17 protein-coding genes are annotated in these 20,609 nt (G+C 41.0%); 11 read left to right on the top strand and 6 right to left on the bottom strand.

Features of this window, described 5'->3' with window-relative positions:
• The 9 genes from P1X15_RS17230 (at window position 1) to P1X15_RS17190 (ending at window position 5,205) form a co-directional block, all read left to right on the top strand.
• A complete protein-coding gene (locus P1X15_RS17230; protein ID WP_277339378.1) occupies window positions 1-486 on the top strand; it encodes a DUF6896 domain-containing protein in 486 nt (161 codons plus the stop codon).
• A 170-nt stretch (window positions 487-656) separates the two neighbouring features.
• On the top strand, window positions 657-989 hold the full coding sequence (locus tag P1X15_RS17225; RefSeq protein WP_277339377.1) for a barstar family protein: 333 nt from the start codon (window positions 657-659) through the stop codon (window positions 987-989).
• 174 nt (window positions 990-1,163) lie between these two features.
• On the top strand, window positions 1,164-1,562 hold the full coding sequence (locus P1X15_RS17220) for a hypothetical protein (protein WP_277339376.1): 399 nt from the start codon (window positions 1,164-1,166) through the stop codon (window positions 1,560-1,562).
• Between the two features lie 25 nt (window positions 1,563-1,587).
• A complete protein-coding gene (locus tag P1X15_RS17215; RefSeq protein ID WP_277339375.1) occupies window positions 1,588-2,202 on the top strand; it encodes an SMI1/KNR4 family protein in 615 nt (204 codons plus the stop codon).
• 378 nt (window positions 2,203-2,580) lie between these two features.
• A complete protein-coding gene (locus tag P1X15_RS17210; protein ID WP_277339374.1) occupies window positions 2,581-3,168 on the top strand; it encodes an SMI1/KNR4 family protein in 588 nt (195 codons plus the stop codon).
• A gap of 11 nt (window positions 3,169-3,179) precedes the next feature.
• A complete protein-coding gene (locus P1X15_RS17205) occupies window positions 3,180-3,371 on the top strand; it encodes a hypothetical protein (protein WP_277339373.1) in 192 nt (63 codons plus the stop codon).
• Window positions 3,372-3,444: 73 nt separating this feature from the next.
• On the top strand, window positions 3,445-3,876 hold the full coding sequence (locus tag P1X15_RS17200; RefSeq protein WP_277339372.1) for a hypothetical protein: 432 nt from the start codon (window positions 3,445-3,447) through the stop codon (window positions 3,874-3,876).
• A gap of 286 nt (window positions 3,877-4,162) precedes the next feature.
• Window positions 4,163-4,615 (top strand): hypothetical protein, encoded by a 453-nt coding sequence (locus P1X15_RS17195; protein WP_277339371.1) that lies wholly within the window; start codon window positions 4,163-4,165, stop codon window positions 4,613-4,615.
• A 350-nt stretch (window positions 4,616-4,965) separates the two neighbouring features.
• A complete protein-coding gene (locus P1X15_RS17190; protein ID WP_277339370.1) occupies window positions 4,966-5,205 on the top strand; it encodes a hypothetical protein in 240 nt (79 codons plus the stop codon).
• A gap of 103 nt (window positions 5,206-5,308) precedes the next feature.
• Here P1X15_RS17190 and P1X15_RS17185 read toward each other — a convergent pair whose 3' ends face one another.
• The 6 genes from P1X15_RS17185 to P1X15_RS17160 all read right to left on the bottom strand — a co-directional run bounded on the left by P1X15_RS17185 (window position 5,309) and on the right by P1X15_RS17160 (window position 15,349).
• Window positions 5,309-6,406 (bottom strand): DNA alkylation repair protein, encoded by a 1,098-nt coding sequence (locus P1X15_RS17185; protein ID WP_277339369.1) that lies wholly within the window; start codon window positions 6,404-6,406, stop codon window positions 5,309-5,311.
• 97 nt (window positions 6,407-6,503) lie between these two features.
• Entirely contained in the window at window positions 6,504-7,772 is a 1,269-nt protein-coding gene (locus P1X15_RS17180) for a hypothetical protein (RefSeq protein WP_277339368.1), read from the bottom strand.
• 39 nt (window positions 7,773-7,811) lie between these two features.
• Window positions 7,812-9,626, bottom strand: coding sequence for a RagB/SusD family nutrient uptake outer membrane protein (locus tag P1X15_RS17175; protein WP_277339367.1), 1,815 nt, complete (start codon window positions 9,624-9,626; stop codon window positions 7,812-7,814).
• Between the two features lie 14 nt (window positions 9,627-9,640).
• Window positions 9,641-13,111 carry a TonB-dependent receptor gene (locus P1X15_RS17170; RefSeq protein WP_277339366.1) on the bottom strand — a complete coding sequence of 1,157 codons (3,471 nt, stop codon included), beginning with the start codon at window positions 13,109-13,111 and terminating at the stop codon, window positions 9,641-9,643.
• Window positions 13,112-13,437: 326 nt separating this feature from the next.
• Window positions 13,438-14,643: a FecR domain-containing protein gene (locus P1X15_RS17165; RefSeq protein WP_277339365.1), complete on the bottom strand. Its 1,206-nt coding sequence runs from the start codon at window positions 14,641-14,643 to the stop codon at window positions 13,438-13,440.
• A gap of 115 nt (window positions 14,644-14,758) precedes the next feature.
• Window positions 14,759-15,349: an RNA polymerase sigma factor gene (locus P1X15_RS17160; protein ID WP_277339364.1), complete on the bottom strand. Its 591-nt coding sequence runs from the start codon at window positions 15,347-15,349 to the stop codon at window positions 14,759-14,761.
• Window positions 15,350-15,877: 528 nt separating this feature from the next.
• Here P1X15_RS17160 and P1X15_RS17155 point away from each other — a divergent pair.
• Window positions 15,878-19,090, top strand: coding sequence for a TonB-dependent receptor (locus tag P1X15_RS17155; RefSeq protein WP_277339363.1), 3,213 nt, complete (start codon window positions 15,878-15,880; stop codon window positions 19,088-19,090).
• 25 nt (window positions 19,091-19,115) lie between these two features.
• Window positions 19,116-20,594: a RagB/SusD family nutrient uptake outer membrane protein gene (locus P1X15_RS17150; RefSeq protein WP_277339362.1), complete on the top strand. Its 1,479-nt coding sequence runs from the start codon at window positions 19,116-19,118 to the stop codon at window positions 20,592-20,594.
• Window positions 20,595-20,609 lie beyond the last annotated feature (15 nt).

Raw genomic sequence — 20,609 nt, 5'->3', positions numbered from 1 at the left:
ATGAAAAAACGAACATTCAATATTATTGAAGAATACAATAAGGCCTTGATAGGGTTAATTATTAAAATATTGAAAAAATATGATATAACTTATGATGGAAAAGAGGAGAAACCTTTTTTTTTAGAAAGATTCTGGAAGTTGTATGTAGAAAAAAAAATAGAAAAAAAAGGCCTATTTTTTTTAGATGATGGTATTATTGAGTATAATTTTCATGGGAGTGGGTGCTTTTTCAAGAATAATAATATTGAAATTGATTCAAATTTTTATAATAAATACAATGAGTTTTCAATTAATTTTGGTGTAAATATTTTGTGGAATTACATCGAAAGGAATAATTTATTAAAGAACTCAGATAGCAAAGAGACTATATCTAAGGAATTGGAGGAACTTTATAAAGAGAATCAAATTTTAAGAAGTTCTTCCCCTCCATTTCAAATGTATTATTCTGACTTAGACAGATTTGACTTCGGTAACTTAGACACTTAAAAATACCAATAATCAAACTGAGCAGTCATCAACCACACCGGCGATCCTGATTATATTTATGAAATACTGACAAAACAAAACATTTGAGTATTTGGAATACCCAAATCTGTGAGTTGTTCCTATTATTTACATAATTGCTATGACGATTTTATAAAAATAGATTTAATAGTATGGAAATAAAATTTAAACAATTAGATTTTGACTTTTCAACTATCAAAGAGTTGGATGATATGCATTTATATTTAAAGGAAAAATTTGGATTCCCTGAATTTTATGGTAAAAATATTCATGCTTTAATTGACTGTTGGTCAAGCCTAAGGTATCCAGAAGATGAAATGTGTGGTATTTCAATTTCGCCTAATGAATGTTTAATATTGAAAATTACAGGTATAGCTTCTGTTCAAAATGTTGTTTTACAAAATTTACTGATAGCTATTGAAGATGTTAATAATAGATGTATTTATGTAGGAGAGAATCCGTCAATTTATTTTTTGATTTTGTGATTTACTTTGGTGTAACACAATTTTTTGTAAAACAAAATAACTACCAATGTTGCATTTGTCGATGAACCGGTAAAAAACCAAAAATGAAATAATTGCTTTGTTAATTAAAAAAGTAAGAAGTGTTGGAGCAGAGAAGTTGTATGGCCTCTAAATTGTACAGAAAGTAAAAATACTATGACACAAGAAGAGTATTGCAAAGATTATAAAATTGTTATCACAAATACCTTGAGGGGTATTTGCTTATGGATTAAAGAAAATGGTGTTTTTGAAGAAACTTCTGGTTGGCTTATAAAATATGGCAAATATAATCTTGAAGCTGTTGATTGTCTAAAAAAGAATAAAATATACACAGAGGAAGAATTTGAAATTTTAGATAAAATCACCGAAATGATGGAGTATTATGAGGATTTTCTTGGAAATATTGACGATATTCAAGAGGCCACTCGCCTAAATTATCTTACAGAACAAGATCAAGTTATCTTAGAGCAATTAGTTAATCGTTTTTTGTCGCTACAAATTAATGAGACTGGACAAAAAGAACATCCATCAACCGGTGATGTGGTTTTGAAATAAGTTTTTAATCAAATAAGTAAAAACGATGAAAATCATTAAAAAATCATTTCATTTGTTTGAACCAAGAGGTATCAATGAAAATCTTGATGTTGAACTTTTTGAAAAAGAGAGCAAGATTAAACTCCCTATTTTATTCAAAGAGTTTTTGAAATCTTTTCATATTGATAAAGTTTTGCCAGAAGTATATTTTTTATCTGAGTTTAAAGATACATTTGGTAGTGGACGTTTATACTACCTACCCAAAATTGAGGATTTATTTTTAGGAGAGATATTTAGTTTGGAAAAGGGGTTAGACGTAAGAAATCGTTTATACGATGTAGCAGATGAAGTCTTTTCTCATGGTTATTTTCCTTTCGCAGAAGATGGGACAGGGCATTTTATTTTAATGGTGGGCATTGGTGCAACTAATCTTGAAAAAATATATGTAGAATCACCAGATAAATCCTTTCAGGAAGGAGAAAGGTTTACGCTGCTTGCTAATAATATATTTGAATTTATCAGAGGATTTGAATATGTCGAAAGAGAAAAGTTAAGTGATGACATAAAATACAATCAACTCTACCGCAACTGGGGAGAGGATTTTTGGCGAGTACGAGAAGAAGGGCAGGATAGTTCATCATCAGAGCACTCCGTAAAGTAATGATACATTTTTTGTAAGTGTTTATCTCACAGTAGGGTTATGATACTTTACGAGTGTTGGAGTATATCCTTCTCTACACTTCAATCCGTAGCCTAAGCCATCATAGACCTAATCTAAGGAGAATAGAAAAAGAAGAAACAATATATTCACTTCAGTTACCAAGTAGAATGAATCATCAACATCAAGAAAGCAGGTGCCTTAATTCAAGAATAGATTTCAAACCTGTGGTCGTTTGTGAAATTTTGTCAAAATGAAAAGTAGTATTGGGATTTTTGATATATTGTGTAACTTGGTTTTAAAATTAGCGAATTTGAATAGGTTTTTGGGAGACAGAGCGCGGGATGCTGGAATAGAAACAATAAATTAAAAAGAAATAACATGGAAATTTTAAAGAGATCTTTCGCTAATTTTCGCCCTAGAGATTTAGAAGAATCTATTGAACTGGAAGCTTTTATTAAAAAAATAGACATTGTTTTACCACCTCTTTATAGCGCATTTGTTAAATCTTTCGCTTTTTCACGAGAGGAAAACCTTATTTCAGAACAAGTTTTTATCAAAGTTCATAATTATAAAAGCTATCTAGGGCATGTTTATTACCTTCCTGACAAGGAAAAGCTTTTAATAGGGGATTTTTTCTCTATAGAAGAATCTTTGTCTATTCGTAATAGACTGTATAATATAAATGATGATGTATTTTCTAAGAAACTACTCCCGATTGGGGAAGATAGTACAGGACATTTTATTATAATGGTAGGATGCGGAAATGATAATCAAGACAAAATTTTTATAGAATCTGGTGATGAAAGTTTTGTGGCTGGAGAAAGATTCACATTGATTGCGAATGATATATTTGAATTTGTGAGGGGCTTTGCATTTATTACTCGAGATGACATGGATGATATAAAATACAATCGACTCTACCGTAACTGGGGAGAAGATTTCTGGCGGGTACGGGAAGATGTGTAGAAATATTCTCTGTGTCTAATGGAACTCTTGATGGAATTTTAGGAACTCTTGATGTACAACTTGACGTCATAAGACCTTTACAAAAACAGGGCTATACCCGTTTTAAAGCAATAGTAGAGAAATTCATCATAAAAAAAGTGGCTGAAATAGAAATTAAAGCAATGATAGATGCTAAGATACCGGAGGATATAGCTATTCGGTAGGTGATAAAGGCATTAGAGGATATAAAAAGTCAAGGTGTAATCACAATTACGGATATCCCTTGGAACAAATTGAATGAATAAAAAAATAAAAAAAATGAAAACTAATGAAGAAATTTTGATTGAATTTGGAAAGTTATTGGTCGGAAAAAGTTTCGATTGGAGCTTATCAGATGTTGAAAATCTAAGAACATTTTCAAAACCTCTCCTAATAAAGGATCCACCAACACAATACTTAAAAAGTTTGTCAAGTGAAGAGTATGATAAGCTTTTAAATTTTTTACCTCACATACTTATAACACAACTAATAGGTGTTTTACATATTTTTGAAAGTGATACTCCGTTTAGACTTATATATAAAGAAGATGGTAATGACGTAGATTTGGCATCTATAAGTGAAGGTTTAAGTACTGAAGTTGCCACAGAATATGGCTGGGTTTCACAATTCAGTAAGTTATTAACTGATCAACAAAGACTGCCCCCACTACTTGCTTTACCACAAATATAGTTACAAGGTGTGTATTGAATAATTTCTCCTTTGTTTAAGATAGCAAAGCCCCCCAGTTGTGAGTAGCCTCAACAAATCGTTTTTTTATACATTAAAAGAACAATCTTTCTCGTTGGCTACTGAAACAAGGAGCAAAAGCCGAGAACACAATAACGCCATAGAGCCTGCTGCGGAGCATAGAACCGATTAGGTATCAAATTATTAATTGAAAAGTAAAGCTCTTAAAATAATACTCCCTGATTCAATAGAAACGAGAAATAAGTTTATAACTAGATGTAATAAGTAAATGTTGGGAAATTTAGAAAAACTTCGATTCGACAGTTTAATTCCGTGCAAAAATAATATTGAATTTACTAATATTCCAAGCCAATATGCTCATTTTTTGGGATATGCCGATGGTGGACGAGTTGAAAATGCAACTATTTTAATTGATTTGCATACTGAAGTCATCATTGAGTATTTAGATGTTTTTATGTCTTTTGAGCAATTGATAAGTAATGAATATTTGCTTGGCTATCTTAACTACTTAGAGTCAGAGGAATATTTAATGTGTAGAAATATAATAGATACTTATAAAGTATTTTGTTCAACTATGGGTCCTAACACCTTTTTTGCTTTTCGTATTAAAGAAGAAATTGAAAATGATATCTACTTTCTAGATTTTAATAAGTATCCTTTTGAAGTTTATCACGTATTCCAAGATTTTCAAACATTTATGGATAAAATAAGTGTTGAATAATATTCCCATTCACCTGCGAATGGAAACTAGAAGGGCTAAAATTTTAAAATAAGAAACCCTTTGTTCTTTGCCTCAAAAAGGTAAATGTTAAGATTTTAATAAATATGGTGTAGGTATAAGATTCATAATCCATAAGGTTTGAGGTTGCTTATAAAGTTGGCGTAATCAAAAGAATGAGAATAGAGTTATTTGCTAACAAAAAGTGTGAAATTTTATGAACTATTTTAAAAAAATCAATGCAGCATTCTTAAATATGCTAATGTGCGAGACGGATAGTTACTAATTAGTAACTGATATTGAGTTTTATTCAGAAGAGCATGGCTCTGGATTGCAATCAAAATGTGTTATGTATGATAAAAACTATTCGAATTCCGATAGGCGACAATGGGGAGCTGCCTGAAAAAATCATCGCTAATTATAATGACACTCATAAGACAAATTTTAAAATCATAGATATTGATGATTGTCAGGAAGTAACTTTTGCAACGATTGATATTGGCACTGCCTCATCAGATGATGTATTTGGACTAGGTTTTGATTTTGGGGCAATTATTCAAGCTAAAAGATTGCGTGGAGAAATAGGTTATTAAATCCTTTTTTAAATACTACTTACTAAAAATAGATACCCTCGGAGGCGTACTGTCCTTGTAACAGCCCAGTTAAAGTAGCATACTAACGAATAACTTCATATGTTTAAATCAGCTCAAAATCAAGTATTTGTTTTTCTTCTCCGTTTACTATCAACGAAAGTTGGTGCTGACCTTTGTAAAATCTCCGGGTTGTGATAGGAGCAAAAGATTGTTTTCGGACAAGCTCGGCAGTTTCGGCAGGTAAAAAATCCCTTTCACTTATCTTAAAAACCTTTTTTGAAAGTTTCCCATTTTGTAGTCGATAATACACCGCATATTCTATCCGAACTTTCAGTTTTTGATCATGTAGATTGACCAATTGAAAGCCAAATAGGAGGTTTTCGCCCACGCGTACTTGGGGGGTAAGAATCTTGAAATTGTCATAACCTACTTTGGTGCCTTCTAGCCCATATAGCTCTAACACGTCGGACTGCCCTTTTTTGAGCAAAGTACGGCAAGCGTGCTTGACGATAGCATCGGTTTCTTTGGTGTGGCCTTTCCAACGACGCGCTATTTGCAGCACGATTTCGGGATGGTCTTTCGATATATCGTTGAGATTGTTGGCTACGCTTCTGCGAACCCACTCAGAAGGGTCATTTTTGAGGTTTTCTAGCAGTTCTAGTATAGGTTGGGGGGTTTGTTTGAGGGCTGGAACTGCCATCGCCCAAGGGAGACGCGGGCGGCAACCTTCACTTGCCAAACGTCTCACTTTATCATTGGGGTGATGCGACCATTTTAGCATTTGCTGCATCATTTGATCGCCATATTTTAGCAAAAAAGGCCTGACCGCAAACTCACAACTGATAAATTGTGTCACGGTTTCAATGGCTTTCATGCTTTTTTCAAACTCATCTAAGCCGTATACTTCGATATAATCTGGTAAAAAAATGTAGGCAAGGCTATTAGCAAATGCGCTTTTTTGTCGAATCAAAACGATACACTTTTCAATGGCGTCCATTGCCAATCCAAAATCTGTGGGCAAAAATTGGTGCAAGACCACCGTAGTATGGCGCATACGTTCTTTGAGTTCTTTTTGGTCAAACTTTTCATCGAAAATAAGAGATATGAATTGTGGCTGATCAAAGTCAGGGACTACTTCGGCCATGAGTTTGGCAAAGTTTTGATAAAAAGCGGGAGAATAGGCATCTTTCAGGGCACTCATAGAGACGATGATTTTTGATTTGTTCACAAATAAAATCCCCTCTACTGACAACCTTATGACAGTAGAGGGGGCAGCGTAAGAGATATTTCTGAAAATGCTATTGGCAGACTGTTTTATAATAAGCAAATTCGGCATAGAGAAATTCTCCCAAATACAATTTGGAATAATCATAGTGGGCCACCACTTTTCGAATAAAATCGCAGTCGGCTTTGTTTCCAAACAGTGCCATGATGCTCGCGGCTGCCAAAGGAGTGGTCATCAGTTCACGTTCATATCCTTTGCGCTTGCCGATTTTTGCGTCGTTTTTCAGCTTTGAAACGGCAATCGCTTCCTCAATCGTAAATTGTGGATACCAATCCGTATAGCAAGCGCGCCAATCGGCATTGCCAAATACCTTTTCATCGTGATTATTGAATTCGGTATATCGCTGTGCAAACTTCATTACAAAATCTCGGTTTCGTTTTAGCCCAGTTTGAAAATGTGCTTTGAGCGCTGCATCGGTTTCGGAAGAGGCGAGTTCTACCAAGGCCGCCTGTTTCATGACATAGATCCAAAGGTAGGACTTGCTTTCGCCCCACATTTTTACATCGTATTCGATACCTTCTGCGCAAACTTCTCCTCTTGTCTTGAGAGAACCTTCGGGTTTTTCGTGGGCGGCGCTATGATAAAGCGACGCCCATTTGCCATCGTTGGTAAGCTGGTGCATTATTTTCAACAGAAGCAAATAACAAGGCGCTTCTAAAAACCGATTGTCGCGTAAATCGTCACGAAATTTGCCTGTGAACATGCCATCACTTGGAAACCGCCAATCTGCAATCTGCAATGCTTGGATGACTTCGACGATTTTGTCCCTCATGATTTTACTTTCCGTGGGAGTAGGAATGTCGGTTTTGAGGTAATAATACAGCCCATACACCCACGGAATCGTTTGGTCATTAGAGCCGTTGGGATAGTGAGTTTTGCCATCAGTACTGACTCCCCGTGCGATAAATCCGGGTACATCCGAGACCAAAGAAAGTTTGAGTAGCCCTTGGGCGAGTATCCGCGCTTTGTCTCGGTCTGTTTCGTTTTTGGTTGTTTTGGCGCGGTCACAGGCTGCTATCAGGTAGAGTCCTGTAAAAAATGCGCCGTCTTCAATGGGTGTCCACCAGCCAAAGGCGTTTGGGCGAGACAGCCGACAATCGTTGGCCGTGGGGCGCTCGCCTACAAAGTCATTGACGATTCCGTATTTATCAATAAACTTTGTCCAAAGGGCATGGTTGGCTTGTTGTATGGCCGTCTCTGGCGTAGGTTGGGCGTGTGCCAACTGTACCAGTAGAAAGGCCGCCAAGCAGATGAGAGCTTTGCTTTTATAAAGAAAATTCATCAGAAAATATCATTTTTAAGGGTTGCAAAAAAGCCGCGACTACCATCCAGCACTTTGTTTTAAGGAGGAGTTTATGACCACATCTTCGGTAGGGAGCGGATAATAGTACTGTTTGGGCTCCTCAAACCTTCGTCCCGAAGGAAGGGCGTTTTTGTAGGGAGCTAAATAACCTCGACTATCTAAGAACACATCTTTGCCTACGACTACACTCGGATATTGAAATTGGTTGAATTTCATCCCTAAAATAGCTTCAGGAACAGTCAGTAATTTTCCGGCTTTCCACCGTACCAAATCGTCCCAACGGAAATTTTCCCAAGCTAATTCAACTCGGCGCTCGCGTCTGATTTCCCTTATCAAAGCAGCGGGTACATAGCCGCAGTACTGAGCGTATCGAGCATCTAGTTTAGGGTCTTGTGGTAATTTGGTAAGATTCAAATCAGGCATTCCTGCACGTTTGCGTAGTTTGTTGATGGTTTGGTCGAGGATTCCTTGCGTACAAGTGCCAAGTTCGGCATGGGCTTCGGCCTGAATCAACAAGGCTTCTGCGTATCTAAAAATAGGGCAGGGCATGGTGCCTGTTTGTAAGGCATTGGCTTCTACTTGGTCATTTTTCCAGAATTTGACCGGCCAATAACCCGTAGGGGAGGGGTATTCTTCTCCGCTGCCTCTGATGCCGGGCATGAGTTTGTTGTAGCCTTTGCCTCGTGCCATAAAACTCCCGATCATTTTAGGGTCAAGGGCGTATTGGCCTGGATAGCAGACGGTTTGTCGTAAACGTGGGTCTCGGTTTTTCATTTCGCTCTGAAGACTATCGTCGCCCATATAAAGCGGGCTGGCCGAAATAGGTAATCCATCAGAGCAGAGATATTCTTCTACCAATGATTTTGAAAAACCTGCTACGTTTTCGCCTTGATTCCACAAAAAATACCTTAAGAAACCATGCATCAAAAGGCCGTTACTATATTCTTTCCAAAGAATAACCTCAGGATTGGTTTTATAATCATTCTGAATGAAAAGATTATGATAGTCGTTGTTGGTATCGCCCGTAGTCCAGATATTAAACTTTCCCGAATTCATGAGGGCTTGGGAGGCACTTACTGCTTCTTCCAAAAACTTTTGACCCGACAGCCCTACTTCTGTGTGGTATTTGCGAAAGGTGCCTTCGTATAAGCAAACGCGAGCCTTGAGCAACAAAGCCATTTCTTTGGTGATGCGCCCGTTTGCTTCTTTTCCTTTTTCGGGTAGCCAACTTATGGCTTTGTTGATGCTTGTCAAAACGGAGTCCATCAAAACGGCTCTTGGTGTACGTGAATCATACAATTCGGGAGAGGTAGTTTCTAGTGGCTTGCTGTACCAAGGAACTTCCCCAAAAAGTTTGATTTTGTCGAAGTACTCCATTGTTTTGAAAAACAATATTTCGCCAGCGTAGCTATTTTTGATATTTTGGGCTATGTTGGCGCGGTTATAATTGACCAAAAAATAGTTGAGTGCCCTCACATTTCCCCAGTTCCAACCGCCACTTCCAGCGGCATTAGGAATGACATACACGCCATTGATCATCGGCGCTCGGTTGACATTTTCGGGCAGCGCATTGTCAGAATGTAAATCTCCGTAGGGAATAGGTGAGCCTTCGTAGCCATAAGGTGTTCTGATGGTCAAAGCATTGTCGAAGCCTTCGATGTAAGTAGGATAAAAGCGATTGGCATACAATTTCAAATCCGACTCACTTGCCCAAAAATTTTGGTCAACGATGCTATCAAGCGGGTAGCGTTCCATAAAGGAGTCGTCACAGCCTGAGAAAAGAAAAAATGCAAGCAGAGCTGCTATATATCGATAGTTTAAAATAAAGCGCATATTGTAAACTTGTTTTAAAAGTTGATTTGGAGACCAAGAGTAGTAGAACGCATCAAAGGGTAGGCGTCTTCCATATTTTCGGGGTCAAGGAAACGCGGCACTTTCGAAATCGACAGTAGATTGAAACCCGACGCATAGACCCGTACTTTGTCTATTTTGATTTTTCTAAGCAAAGAAGTAGAGAGCGAATAGCCTAGCGTGATGTTTCTTAATCTCACGAAAGCCGCATTGAGCAAATACCGCGACTGTACTTGTTTGTTTTTGAGGGCGGGTTTAAAAGCAGGGTAAAAGGCGTCAGTTCGTTCGGGAGTCCAAGAGTTGTAATACACATCGGGTGTGCCGCTGCCGCCGTTGATATTGGTGCCGTTGATTAATCCCCAATACAGGTAACTTTCCGTCCAATAGTCTCGTTTGCCCGTGCCTTGCCAAAACATATTAAAATCAAATCCTTTCCAAGCTACATTGGCTCCGATGCCAAATTGGTAGCGAGGCATCGCATTGCCAATGATTTTGCGGTCGCCAGGGTTTGCTACGGTCGAATTGCCATTGTCTATTTTACCGTCGCCATTGAGGTCGGCGTATCTTACATCTCCAGGGCGCCATACTCCTCCGTTGATTTGGGTTTGTTTGGGCGCGTTAGTGATTTCGTCGTAAGATTGGAAGAGGCCTTGGGTTTCAAAACCCCAAATTTCTCCCATTTGTTTGCCTTCATAAAGCGACGAAATGATTTGCTGCGGATTGCCCGAAAACTTGGTTACTTTCGACTGATTATCAGAGACTACCAACGTAACATCATAACTGAGTCCATTTTTGAGACGATCTATCCATTTGGTAGAAAGTTCCCAGCCTTTTGTTTCCAAAGCTCCCGCGTTTTTGTTGGGTACACTCGTTCCCAACACCGAGGGAAGTTGTTCGGCAGAAGTCAAAATGTCGCTAGTTGTTCTTTTGTACCAATCGTAAGTAATATTGAATCGATTCCAGAGGGTGAGGTCGGCTCCGAAATTGATAGTAGTGGCCGTTTCCCAAGTCAAGTCGGCACTTACCAACCCCGGCGGGTTGATGCCGATAGGTCTTGCGCCATTCATGAGATAAGCTACTTGTGGGATAAGTCCATAAGAAGCAATATAAGCGTAGTTGTTTACGTCTTGATTGCCCAGACTTCCGTATGAAGCGCGTAATTTGAGACTCGAAAGCACGGATTGTGTAGCTTTCATGAAGTTTTCTTCCGAAATGCGCCAACCTGCCGAAAAAGACGGGAAAAATTTGAAGCGACGCCCCATCGGAAACTTGGAAGTACCGTCGTAGCGTCCGTTCATTTCAAACAAATACTTACTGTTGTAGATATAATTAAACCTAACAAACGCTCCCCGAATCGCCCAATGAGATTCGTTGTCGGCGTAGGTTTTGCCACCGGTAGTTAGTTTCAAAGCGGGAACAGCGTCGGTGACTAAATCGTTTCCTTGGGTGGTAAGGTCTTTGTAGGTCGATAGTTCTTGGTTGAAACCTGCGACTGCCCCCACTTCGTGTTTGCTACCAAAAGTACGTGAAAAATCAAAGTAGGAATTAAAGACCGTGTAGTCGCTTTTAGAAAAGGTCTTGCTCACGGTACTGAAGCCTTCCACAAACGGAACCCACGTTTTTTCCACGCGCCATACCAAGGGTAAAAACATTTTGGTGTTTTCGTCGATGGTTCTGTAAGCAAAGTTGGTTTTAAAATTAAGTCCCTCCATGAGCTTTACAGTGGCTTCTATGCGGGCAAATAAGTTGGAATTTTGGGTGGTGATATTACCATTATTCAAGAAAGCATTGAGAGGTGTATGGGTTGGCATTACTCCTACGGGAGAATCAGCAGGTGTAAAGCGCGGAGTCATGAGGCTTCGCCAGCCTATCCGTGCCAAAAAGGCAAAATAGCCGTCGGAATAAGCCGAGTAGCCGCCTTGTCCGTGTGGGGTTTTGGTGTCGGAGCGGGTGTATAATATCTTGGAATCAATATTGAGCCATTTGTTGACATCGGTCGAAAATCCCAGGGTAGCGTTATAAATCTTGCGCCAATCTTCACCCAATGCTACCATTCCTTCTTGGTTGCGGTAGCCCACAGAGGCATAATAGTTGCTTTTCTCAGATCCACCCGAAACGGAGAGATTGTGGGATTTCAAAGGGGCTGAATTTTTCAAAAACTCATCGAAGGGGTCAATGTTTGCTACCCAAATATTGGTACCTCCTGCTACATAGTAGCTGGGGGCGGTAGTGGGGTTGTTGAAGTATTTTTTGACTTGTTCGAGTTTGAAAAGGTCGTCATTTGACGCAACTCCCCCTTCCAATACTTGGGCATTAATGACCGCTTCTTGGTATTCTACCGAATTCAACTGTTTTGGTTGTCTGACCGCCTGTTGGATTTGATAATTGGTAGAATAAGAAATTTTGGGAGTCGAATTTCTCCGTCCTTTTTTGGTCGTAATCAAAATGACCCCATAGGCAGCTCTTGCACCATAAATGGCAGAAGATGCTGCATCTTTGAGCACCGACAAGCTTTCGATGTCGGAGGGGTTTAGATTGTTGATTTCCATCGGGATTCCGTCAACCAAAATGAGCGGTGCGCCGCTTCTGAAACTTCCCCCTGAGAACGAAGTCCCACCGCGTACATTGAAAGAAGGGTTTTTGACGGGATTTCCGTCGGGAAAGGTAATATTAAGGTTAGGAACCAACCCCTGTAAAGCCTGCCCAATGGTTGCCACCGATTTGTTTTCTAACTGCTTGGCAGTCACTTGGTCAACTGCCCCTGTCAGATTGACCTTTTTTTGTTCGCCATACCCTACTACCACTACTTCGTCCAAGTTTTTTTCATCTACTTTTAGAACGATATCCAACGACAGCCGACTACCGATCGCTACTTCTTGTGGTACATAGCCTACAAAAGAAAATACCAATACTGCTTTGTTGTCAGGTACTTCAAGGGCATAGGCACCTTGCACATCGGTGATTGTACCTTGTTGGGTGCCTTTAATCAAAATGCTAACTCCTGGCAGCCCTTCTCCTTTTTCGTCAGTCACTTTCCCCACTATACGTTGTGAGAGAGGAAGGGGGAGTTGCAAAACCTCCTTTTGGGGAGAAACATCCGTAGTATGCCAATCTGCTTTGGGCGAAGGGGTAGGAGTGAGCAGCCCTGTTTCTTTGGGTTTTTCGGTAGAAGTTCGCTCCTTTTTCTTAACCGCTATGGTATTTCCAATGACCTTATAAGTAAGTGGTAAGTTGCTGAAACATTGGTCAAGCGCTTCCGTCAAAGAGCTGCTTTTTAGATGGATACTTACACGGGTATTGGGAATATCTTCACTATTGTAAAAAAATACGTAGCCGGTCTGTTTTTCGATTGACCTAAAGAGGGTTTGTACGGAAACATTTTTTTCGCGCAAGGTGACTTTTTGGCTATAGCCGGCGGCACTTGCTTGAACAAAAACTATGGTCAAAAGGATAGCAATCAATTTCATTTGTTTTATCAGTTTCCGGGTGAGGGAAGGGGGCCATGTGAAACATTCATTGGCCTTTTGCCCAAGTAGGGGCATGCGTTTTACTATCGCACAAATTTTCATTAACTTTGTACAGGTTTGGGTTGAACAATAAGTACTAGATACACAATGGTCACATCCGCAATAGCGGAGGAGACGATGCCCAGACTTCGCCGTAAAAGTGGCTCCAACACTTCTACGGCTTTTTTATTTTTAGGCTTCGCTCTTCTTTAAGAGATTTGTAGTTTTTTTACATAAGATAAAGCTTAAAAAATGGATGATTGATTTGGGTAAAGGGGAGCTTGTCATTAAGGGGTAGTGACCACGATACGGCCCCTTTTAGCACCGTTGCCGACTTGCTCAACTCGAAAATTGACCCCCGTAAATTGTAATATTTCTAAGGCTTCTGAGGCATTGACATTACGCGCAATTTTCCCAGAAAAAGTGCGGTCGGAAGGGGCTCCTTCGTAGGCAACTTCCACATTGTACCAGCGGGAGAGTTGTCGCATTACTGTTTTTATGTTGGCTTTTTCAAATTGAAAAAAACCATTTTTCCACGCAATCACCTTCTCGGTATTTACATCTTTTTCTACCTGAATGGCACCTTTGCTAGAGAGCGACGCTTGGTCGCCGGGTTTCAACCGAATCGCTTTTGCATCTGTGTGGGCTGATGATATGATGACGCTCCCTTCGAGAAGTGTAGTGGTTACCGCCGCTTCGTCGCCATAGGCATTGACGTTGAAGTGAGTGCCCAGTACTTTTATGGTTTGAACCCCTTGAACATCCACCAAAAAAGGTTTTTGTTTATCAGGCGCAATTTCAAAATAAACCTCCCCCGTAATGGCGACTTTGCGTTCGTTTTGGGCAAAGGCGGTAGGAAATTTGAGCGAAGACTCGGCGTTGAGCCAAGCGCGGCTACCGTCAGGCAATACCACACTGTATTTGCCACCTGTAGGGGCGGTAATGGTATTGAACTGGTTTTCAGCAAACAAGCCCTTTCCAGAATAAGCCACCAATCCCTGCTCCACTTTGTGGATGGTCATTTCACCCTGTTTGGCTAACATCCCGTTGGAGACATTATCAAGCATGATTTTTGAGCCATCGCTAAGGGTAAGGATAGCATGGTCGCCACCAGGAGTGAGGTCTTGGGAGGTAATTTGGGTTTGGAGAGTGGGTTGTTTGTGAGTATTGAGATAAAAATAGCCACCTCCTAAGCAAGCGACCAAAACCGAAGCAGCGGCGATATGGCGCCATGAAAGCCGCTGCCGCCAACGTGCCCACCCTGTCAAAGGGAGCGTAGGCGTTGGGTGTTGAATGTGGTTTTTGAGATAACTCTCCATGCGGTATTCCAACGATTGCTTTTCTTGCTCGGAGTAGCTGTTGAGAATATCGGGTTGTTCTTCAAAACGGTCATACAATGCCTCCACCAAACGTTTTTCTTCGGGCGTAGCGGTGCCGTTCAGGTATTTTCTGAACATACTTTGCAAGTCTGGCTGGCTATTGTAAGGTTTCATAGTTTTGCTTTATAATACTATGTACCCTAACCAAGTAAAACTCCCAAAAGCAAGATGAAAAAAATAAAAAAAAATCTTTAACTCCTACAAAAAAGGCTCAGAGAGCGTTGTTTGCCTATTCCATTATTCGGATTGGGAGCTGTAATGCCAAGCACAACATTAATACTTTAGACAATTGTTCACGAAGCGTATTGGTGGCGGTTGCTAGTTGATTTTGAACTGTTTTTTGAGAAATTCCTATTCTTTCGGCGATTTGGTCAGAAGATAGGTCTTCAAGGTAATAAAGTACAAATATCTCACGGCGTTTTGCGGGAAGAGCCGCTATCCACAATTTTACCAAATCCAGAAGTTCATTTTCGATGAGAGGGTCATCGGTTCCTATAGCCGACGCTAAAGACGATTCCAGAATGTCGGCAAAAGGAGCTACATCCGACATTCGTGTGCTGTATTTTATGACTTGAAACCTGACTGCTGTTTGAAGATAAGCCTGAAGGTTTCCGATGAGGAGATTGGTGCGTCTTTCCCAGATATCTGTGAAGATATTTTGAACAAGGTCTTCGCACTGAAAAGGGTCTTTGAGCCTTTTATAGGCGGTATTGTACATTCGTTGCCAGTTGCGTCGGTATATTTCCACAAAAGCCGCTTCGTCGCCTTCGCGGAGTAGGGCGGTGAGGGCTTCTTCTGGATGACGGCTATACTCTAACATAGCGATGTTTAAAGTAGCAAAGGTAATCAACTTACCAATGACGCCTATGAAGGTAAGGATATTTTATGGTTTTTGTTAGATATTTTTTTGTTTTTAAGGGATTGAAGGTTAATAGTGGCAAAGCAAGGGCTAGAATTGAAAAGGGAATTTATTGGAACAATAGTATCTTAAAATGTGCTGGTATCACTCCCAAACAATACCAAGCTTCGCATCTGCACAAATCAATTCTTTAAGTTAGCTGGCTTTACGTTTTCATTCCTATCTTCTTTTAGTTTTCGCATTTTATACCTTTTGATTTAAGGATTTTCAGGCCTTATGGGATATAATATTGCCCTTTTGAAAAATAGTATTATAAAATCAAATGAAAGTAGAGGAAGTGTCCTTGGGTGTAAAATAATTTTGTGAAAGATAAATTTCTCAAAATTATATACCGAGTCATTTCGGTATTGTGAAATATTGATTCCCTCAGGCCGCCCTTTGTTTAGAGTACATTTGAATCCAGTTTTAATAATCTATTATCATGTCTTTATGAAAAACAAAGCTTTACCATTGTGCCGACGGCTCGTGCGAGTCGTGTTGATTTTTGCTGTTGTTTTCGTCCGATTCTGTCTTGCTGTAACAGCACAGACCACTGGAACGATTTCTGGTAAAATTCTTGACGAAAAGGGAGGAGAAATGCCCGGCGTGAATGTGCTCCTAAAAGGAACGAGCGTTGGTACAACCAGCGACGCGCAAGGACGATTTTCGCTCAAGATTAGCAATGCGGATGTGTTGGTTGTCTCGTTTATTGGGTACAAAACCCAAGAAGTAAAAATCGGGGGTCGAACGCAACTGGACGTTGAAATGCAACCAGACATATCTACACTAAGTGAAGTGCTGGTCGTAGGATACGGAACGCAGTCACGCGAGACGGTCACAACGTCTATTTCTAAAGTAGATACCAAGGTATTGCAGAATGCTCCCTACACCAATGTGGGTGCGGCTTTGCAGGGAGCTGTACCTGGCTTGCGCGTACAGACTACCTCTGGAGAGCCAGGCGCCGCTTCTCGGATTATATTACGTGGCGGCACTTCTATCAACAACCCCAACGGTGCCTCCCCTCTCTACATCGTTGACGGGGTGATAAGAGATGCGGGTTTTACGGATTTGAATCCCAATGACATCGAAACAATGCAGGTTTTGAAGGATGCCGCTGCTACGGCGATTTATGGAGCTAGAGGTTCTAATGGGGTTATTTTGATTACCACTAAATCGGGTAAGTCAGGCAAAACGGTTGTGAATTATTCCTATGCTTTTACCAATTCACAACCCGGAAGACGTACCGAATATGCTTCGGCACATGATTACATCTACTACAACCGGTTGGGGACGGTGGCGGCAGCCAATAAAAACGCGGCTTTGGCAGCACGAAACCAGCAAGCCAATGGCTCAGGTACTGGCAATGACCTTAGCAATAATACAGCCTATACGGTGATGTATTTGTCGCCCGACAATCAACACAAACTCAATGAAGGCTGGACCAGTATGCCTGACCCTGTAGACCCTTCCAAAACCATTATTTACAAAGAGACCAACTATTCGGATTTGATTTATCAGAATAGTATGACTCACCAACACAACATCAGTGCCTCCGGTAGTACCGAAAAAGCATCATTTAATGCGGCTATGGGCTACATAACAGGTGCTGGTACGGTAGTGGCTACTGATTACAAAAGATTAAATCTTAACTTGAATGGAAATCTAAACATTAAGAAAAATCTGAGCATTGGGGCAAGGATGCTGTTTAGCAACCGGAAAAACAACCCTGTCTCCAATTATTCGTATATGTTTTACCGTTACCCGTCTTTGCCAGGTACAGCCAAGTATCAGTTTGAAGACGGGACTATGGCACCGGGTCAAAGCCGTACGATTGGAAACCCCGATTATTTTTTGAGAGGACCCTATGCTCCCAAAGGTGATAACAACCTTTCGAACCTGACGGTTTCGCTCAATGGACGCTGGGAAATCCTCCCTAACTTTACTTTTGAGCCTCAACTTTCGTTGCTCAAAGTAGACGCTGACGCTTATACTTTCCAGCCTGCCGCTTTGCTCAATGGCGTAGGTGCAGTAGTCACTACGCGTTCGGCTTCGGCTTCTTATAGCAAAACCATGCAGTACCAAGCAGAAGGTGTATTTACGTATGCGAAATCTTTTGGTGAGCATAACATCGAAGCCAAAGCGGGCTACTCTTATTATTCAAGAAATTTATTAACCCAATCGGCGGCGGGAGAAGGCGCGGCAACGGATAATATCCCTACCCTCAACGCAGCGGCTACGCCTACTTCAGTGGCTGGGTCGGTATCAGATTTGCGCATTGAAGGGGTATTTGCCCGCCTGAATTATGATTACAAACAACGCTACTTACTCTCGCTCAACATTCGTCATGACGGAGCTTCAAATTTGGGTTCTCAAAATCGTTTTGGAACCTTCCCTGGGATTTCGGCGGGTTGGAATCTGCACAAAGAAGCGTTTTGGAGTCAACTCATTCCCGAAAATCTATTGGAGTTAAAATTAAGAGCCAGTTATGGAGTAAATGGAAATATCAGCGGTTTGGGCGACTTCCAGGCCATGGGCAACTACGCCGTGGGTAGTCGCTATTCCAATGGCGCGGCGGTCATTCCTTCAGTGTTGCCCAATGCCGATTTGAAATGGGAAAAATCCAAAACCGTAGATGTTGGATTCGACGCAGCCTTGTTCAAACAGCGGGTGAGCATTATGTTTGATTATTATAATCGAACCACGAGCGATTTGCTCACTACGGTAAGTTTGCCTGTTTCGTCGGGTTATAGCTCAGTATTTACCAATTTAGGAACGTTACAAAACAAAGGAATAGAAGCCGCAATCAATGTTAGGGTATTGCCTCCTACTTCGCAATTACAATGGGACTTGTCGGTAAATGCGGCCAAAGTAAATACCAAAATTCTCAAACTTCCTGACAATGGCGTTGACAAAAATCGCATCGGTGGCGTATATGTGTGGGATCCAGCTATCGGAGCTTACAATTGGCTCGGTGGCTTGCAGGAAGGCGGTCGTGTGGGAGATATGTACGCATATGAGTTGATTGGAGTTTATAAAACCGACGAAGAGGCAGCAAAAGCACCAGCAGACCAATTGGTAAATACCGCCAACAAAACCAAATACGGGGGAGATGCCATTTGGCGGGATGTTGACGGAAATAATATTATCGACACTCGCGACCAAGTCTATGTCGGTAATCCTTATCCCAAATGGACGGGCGGTTTGAGTAGTTCGTTGAGTTATAAGCAATTGAGCTTTTATGTACGAATGGACTATAGTTTAGGCGCTACTATTTACAATTATCCGGCAGTTTTTGCGGATGGTCAGCTACAAGGGGATGCTTTACCTACCCAAAGGTACATCGACAATATGTGGAAAAAACCGGGAGATGTGACCAACACCCCTCGTTATGTGTGGCAAAACCAGTTTAACAATATCCGTCCTAACAATACATACTACGAAAAAGGTGATTTTCTGGCCATTAGAGAAGTGACATTGGCGTATGTATTGCCGTCGCGGATTGTCAATAAACTCAAAATGTCGAATATCCGATTGAATTTTACGGGTAGCAACTTGCATTACTTTACACGCTATTCGGGACAAAATCCTGATGATGGAGGACAAGACAACGGACACTTCCCGATGCCGGTCAACTTTACCGTTGGAGCCAATGTGACTTTTTAAATCCGTACCTAAAATTATAGCAAACATGAAAAAGATAACAGCATATATTGTGGGCGTTCTATGTCTGATTAATGCCGCTTGCAAATCAAACATAGAAGTCGATCCCACCAGCGTGTTGACGAGTCAGACTTTCTGGAAAACAGAAAGCGACGCCATAGGCGCACTCAATGGAATGTATGTAAACCTACGCAATGAAGCCGTATTGAATTTGTTTATATTGGGCGAAGGGCGCTCTCAAACCATGTCACAAGCCTTAGCAGGGACGGTGGGTTTGGATATTTTTTATCTCAATTCCCTCAATGTCGGTACTACTTCGGTCAACTGGGCGGGATTGTACAAAGTCATAGACGCCGCCAATCTTATCATCAAGTACGTGCCTACTATCAATATTGCCAATGCCAACTCCCAAAAACGGATTTTGGCGCAAGCTTATACCATGCGTGCTTACGTGTATTTTACCTTGGCCAAAGCTTGGGGAGATGTGCCCATGCGCTTAGAACCCACCGAAGGGTACGACCCCAAAGGAATCCAAGTACCGCGTGCGCCTGTGGCGGATGTTATCAAGCAAGTGAAGGAGGATTTGAATCAAGCTATTTCTTTGTTTCCTGACAATAGTTTTGAAGCAGGCCGAAACAAGTGGAACAAAGCGGGAGCCAACACATTGAAAGCAGAGGTGTATCTCTGGACAGCACGGCTCATGTCGGGGGGAGCGGCTGATTATCAGACTGCTCTGACTGCCTTGAATGAGGTGCAAACCGCCGACTTGGGGTTACTCGACAATTTTAGCAATGTGTTTTCGTACGAAAACAAAGGAAACCGAGAGGTAATCATGTCGGTAAGATTTCAAGTTTTGGAAAGCGACAATAATTATTACCAATACATGTATCTCAATTCGTCCAATAGCCCTTCAAATATTACGCAGGATACCAAAAACGTAATTGGTGTAATAGGAACTGGCAACGCAGGCAATAGCATCATGCAAGTGGCCGCATCGGTGAGAAGCCAATTTTCGGATGATGATACCCGCAAGGCAGGAACTTTTTATGAAATAAAATCGACTGCCAATGCTTTTATTACCTCCATAATCGGAGCAAAAGGCAATGGCACGGTCGTGTCGGGAGTGCGACATTTCAAAAACGATGTAATGCTTTATCGCTATTCGGATGTGTTGCTTATGAAGGCTGAAGCCAAAAACGGACTAGGTCAAGACCCTTCTGTGGAGATAAACGCCGTGAGAGCAAGGGCGTATGGGGCTGTCAAACAAGCCTATGTTTTTGTGAATGGTACCAAAGAAGCCAACGACGCGGCTATTCTTAAAGAGCGCTTACTCGAGTTTTGTACCGAAGGAAAATATTGGTGGGATTTGCGTCGCTTCGGGAAAGTGTTTGAATTGGTGCCTTCGTTGAAAGGCAAAGACAGCGATACTTACCTTTTATTGTTTCCGATAGGCAATTCTATCATTAGCCTAGAACCTTTGGTGGTAGAAAATACAGGCTGGAAATAATGCCTGTTTAGTATC

The organism is Runella sp. MFBS21 (genome assembly GCF_029433105.1).
GTDB lineage: Bacteria > Bacteroidota > Bacteroidia > Cytophagales > Spirosomataceae > Runella.
This window is presented reverse-complemented; position numbering and strand designations above follow the sequence as displayed.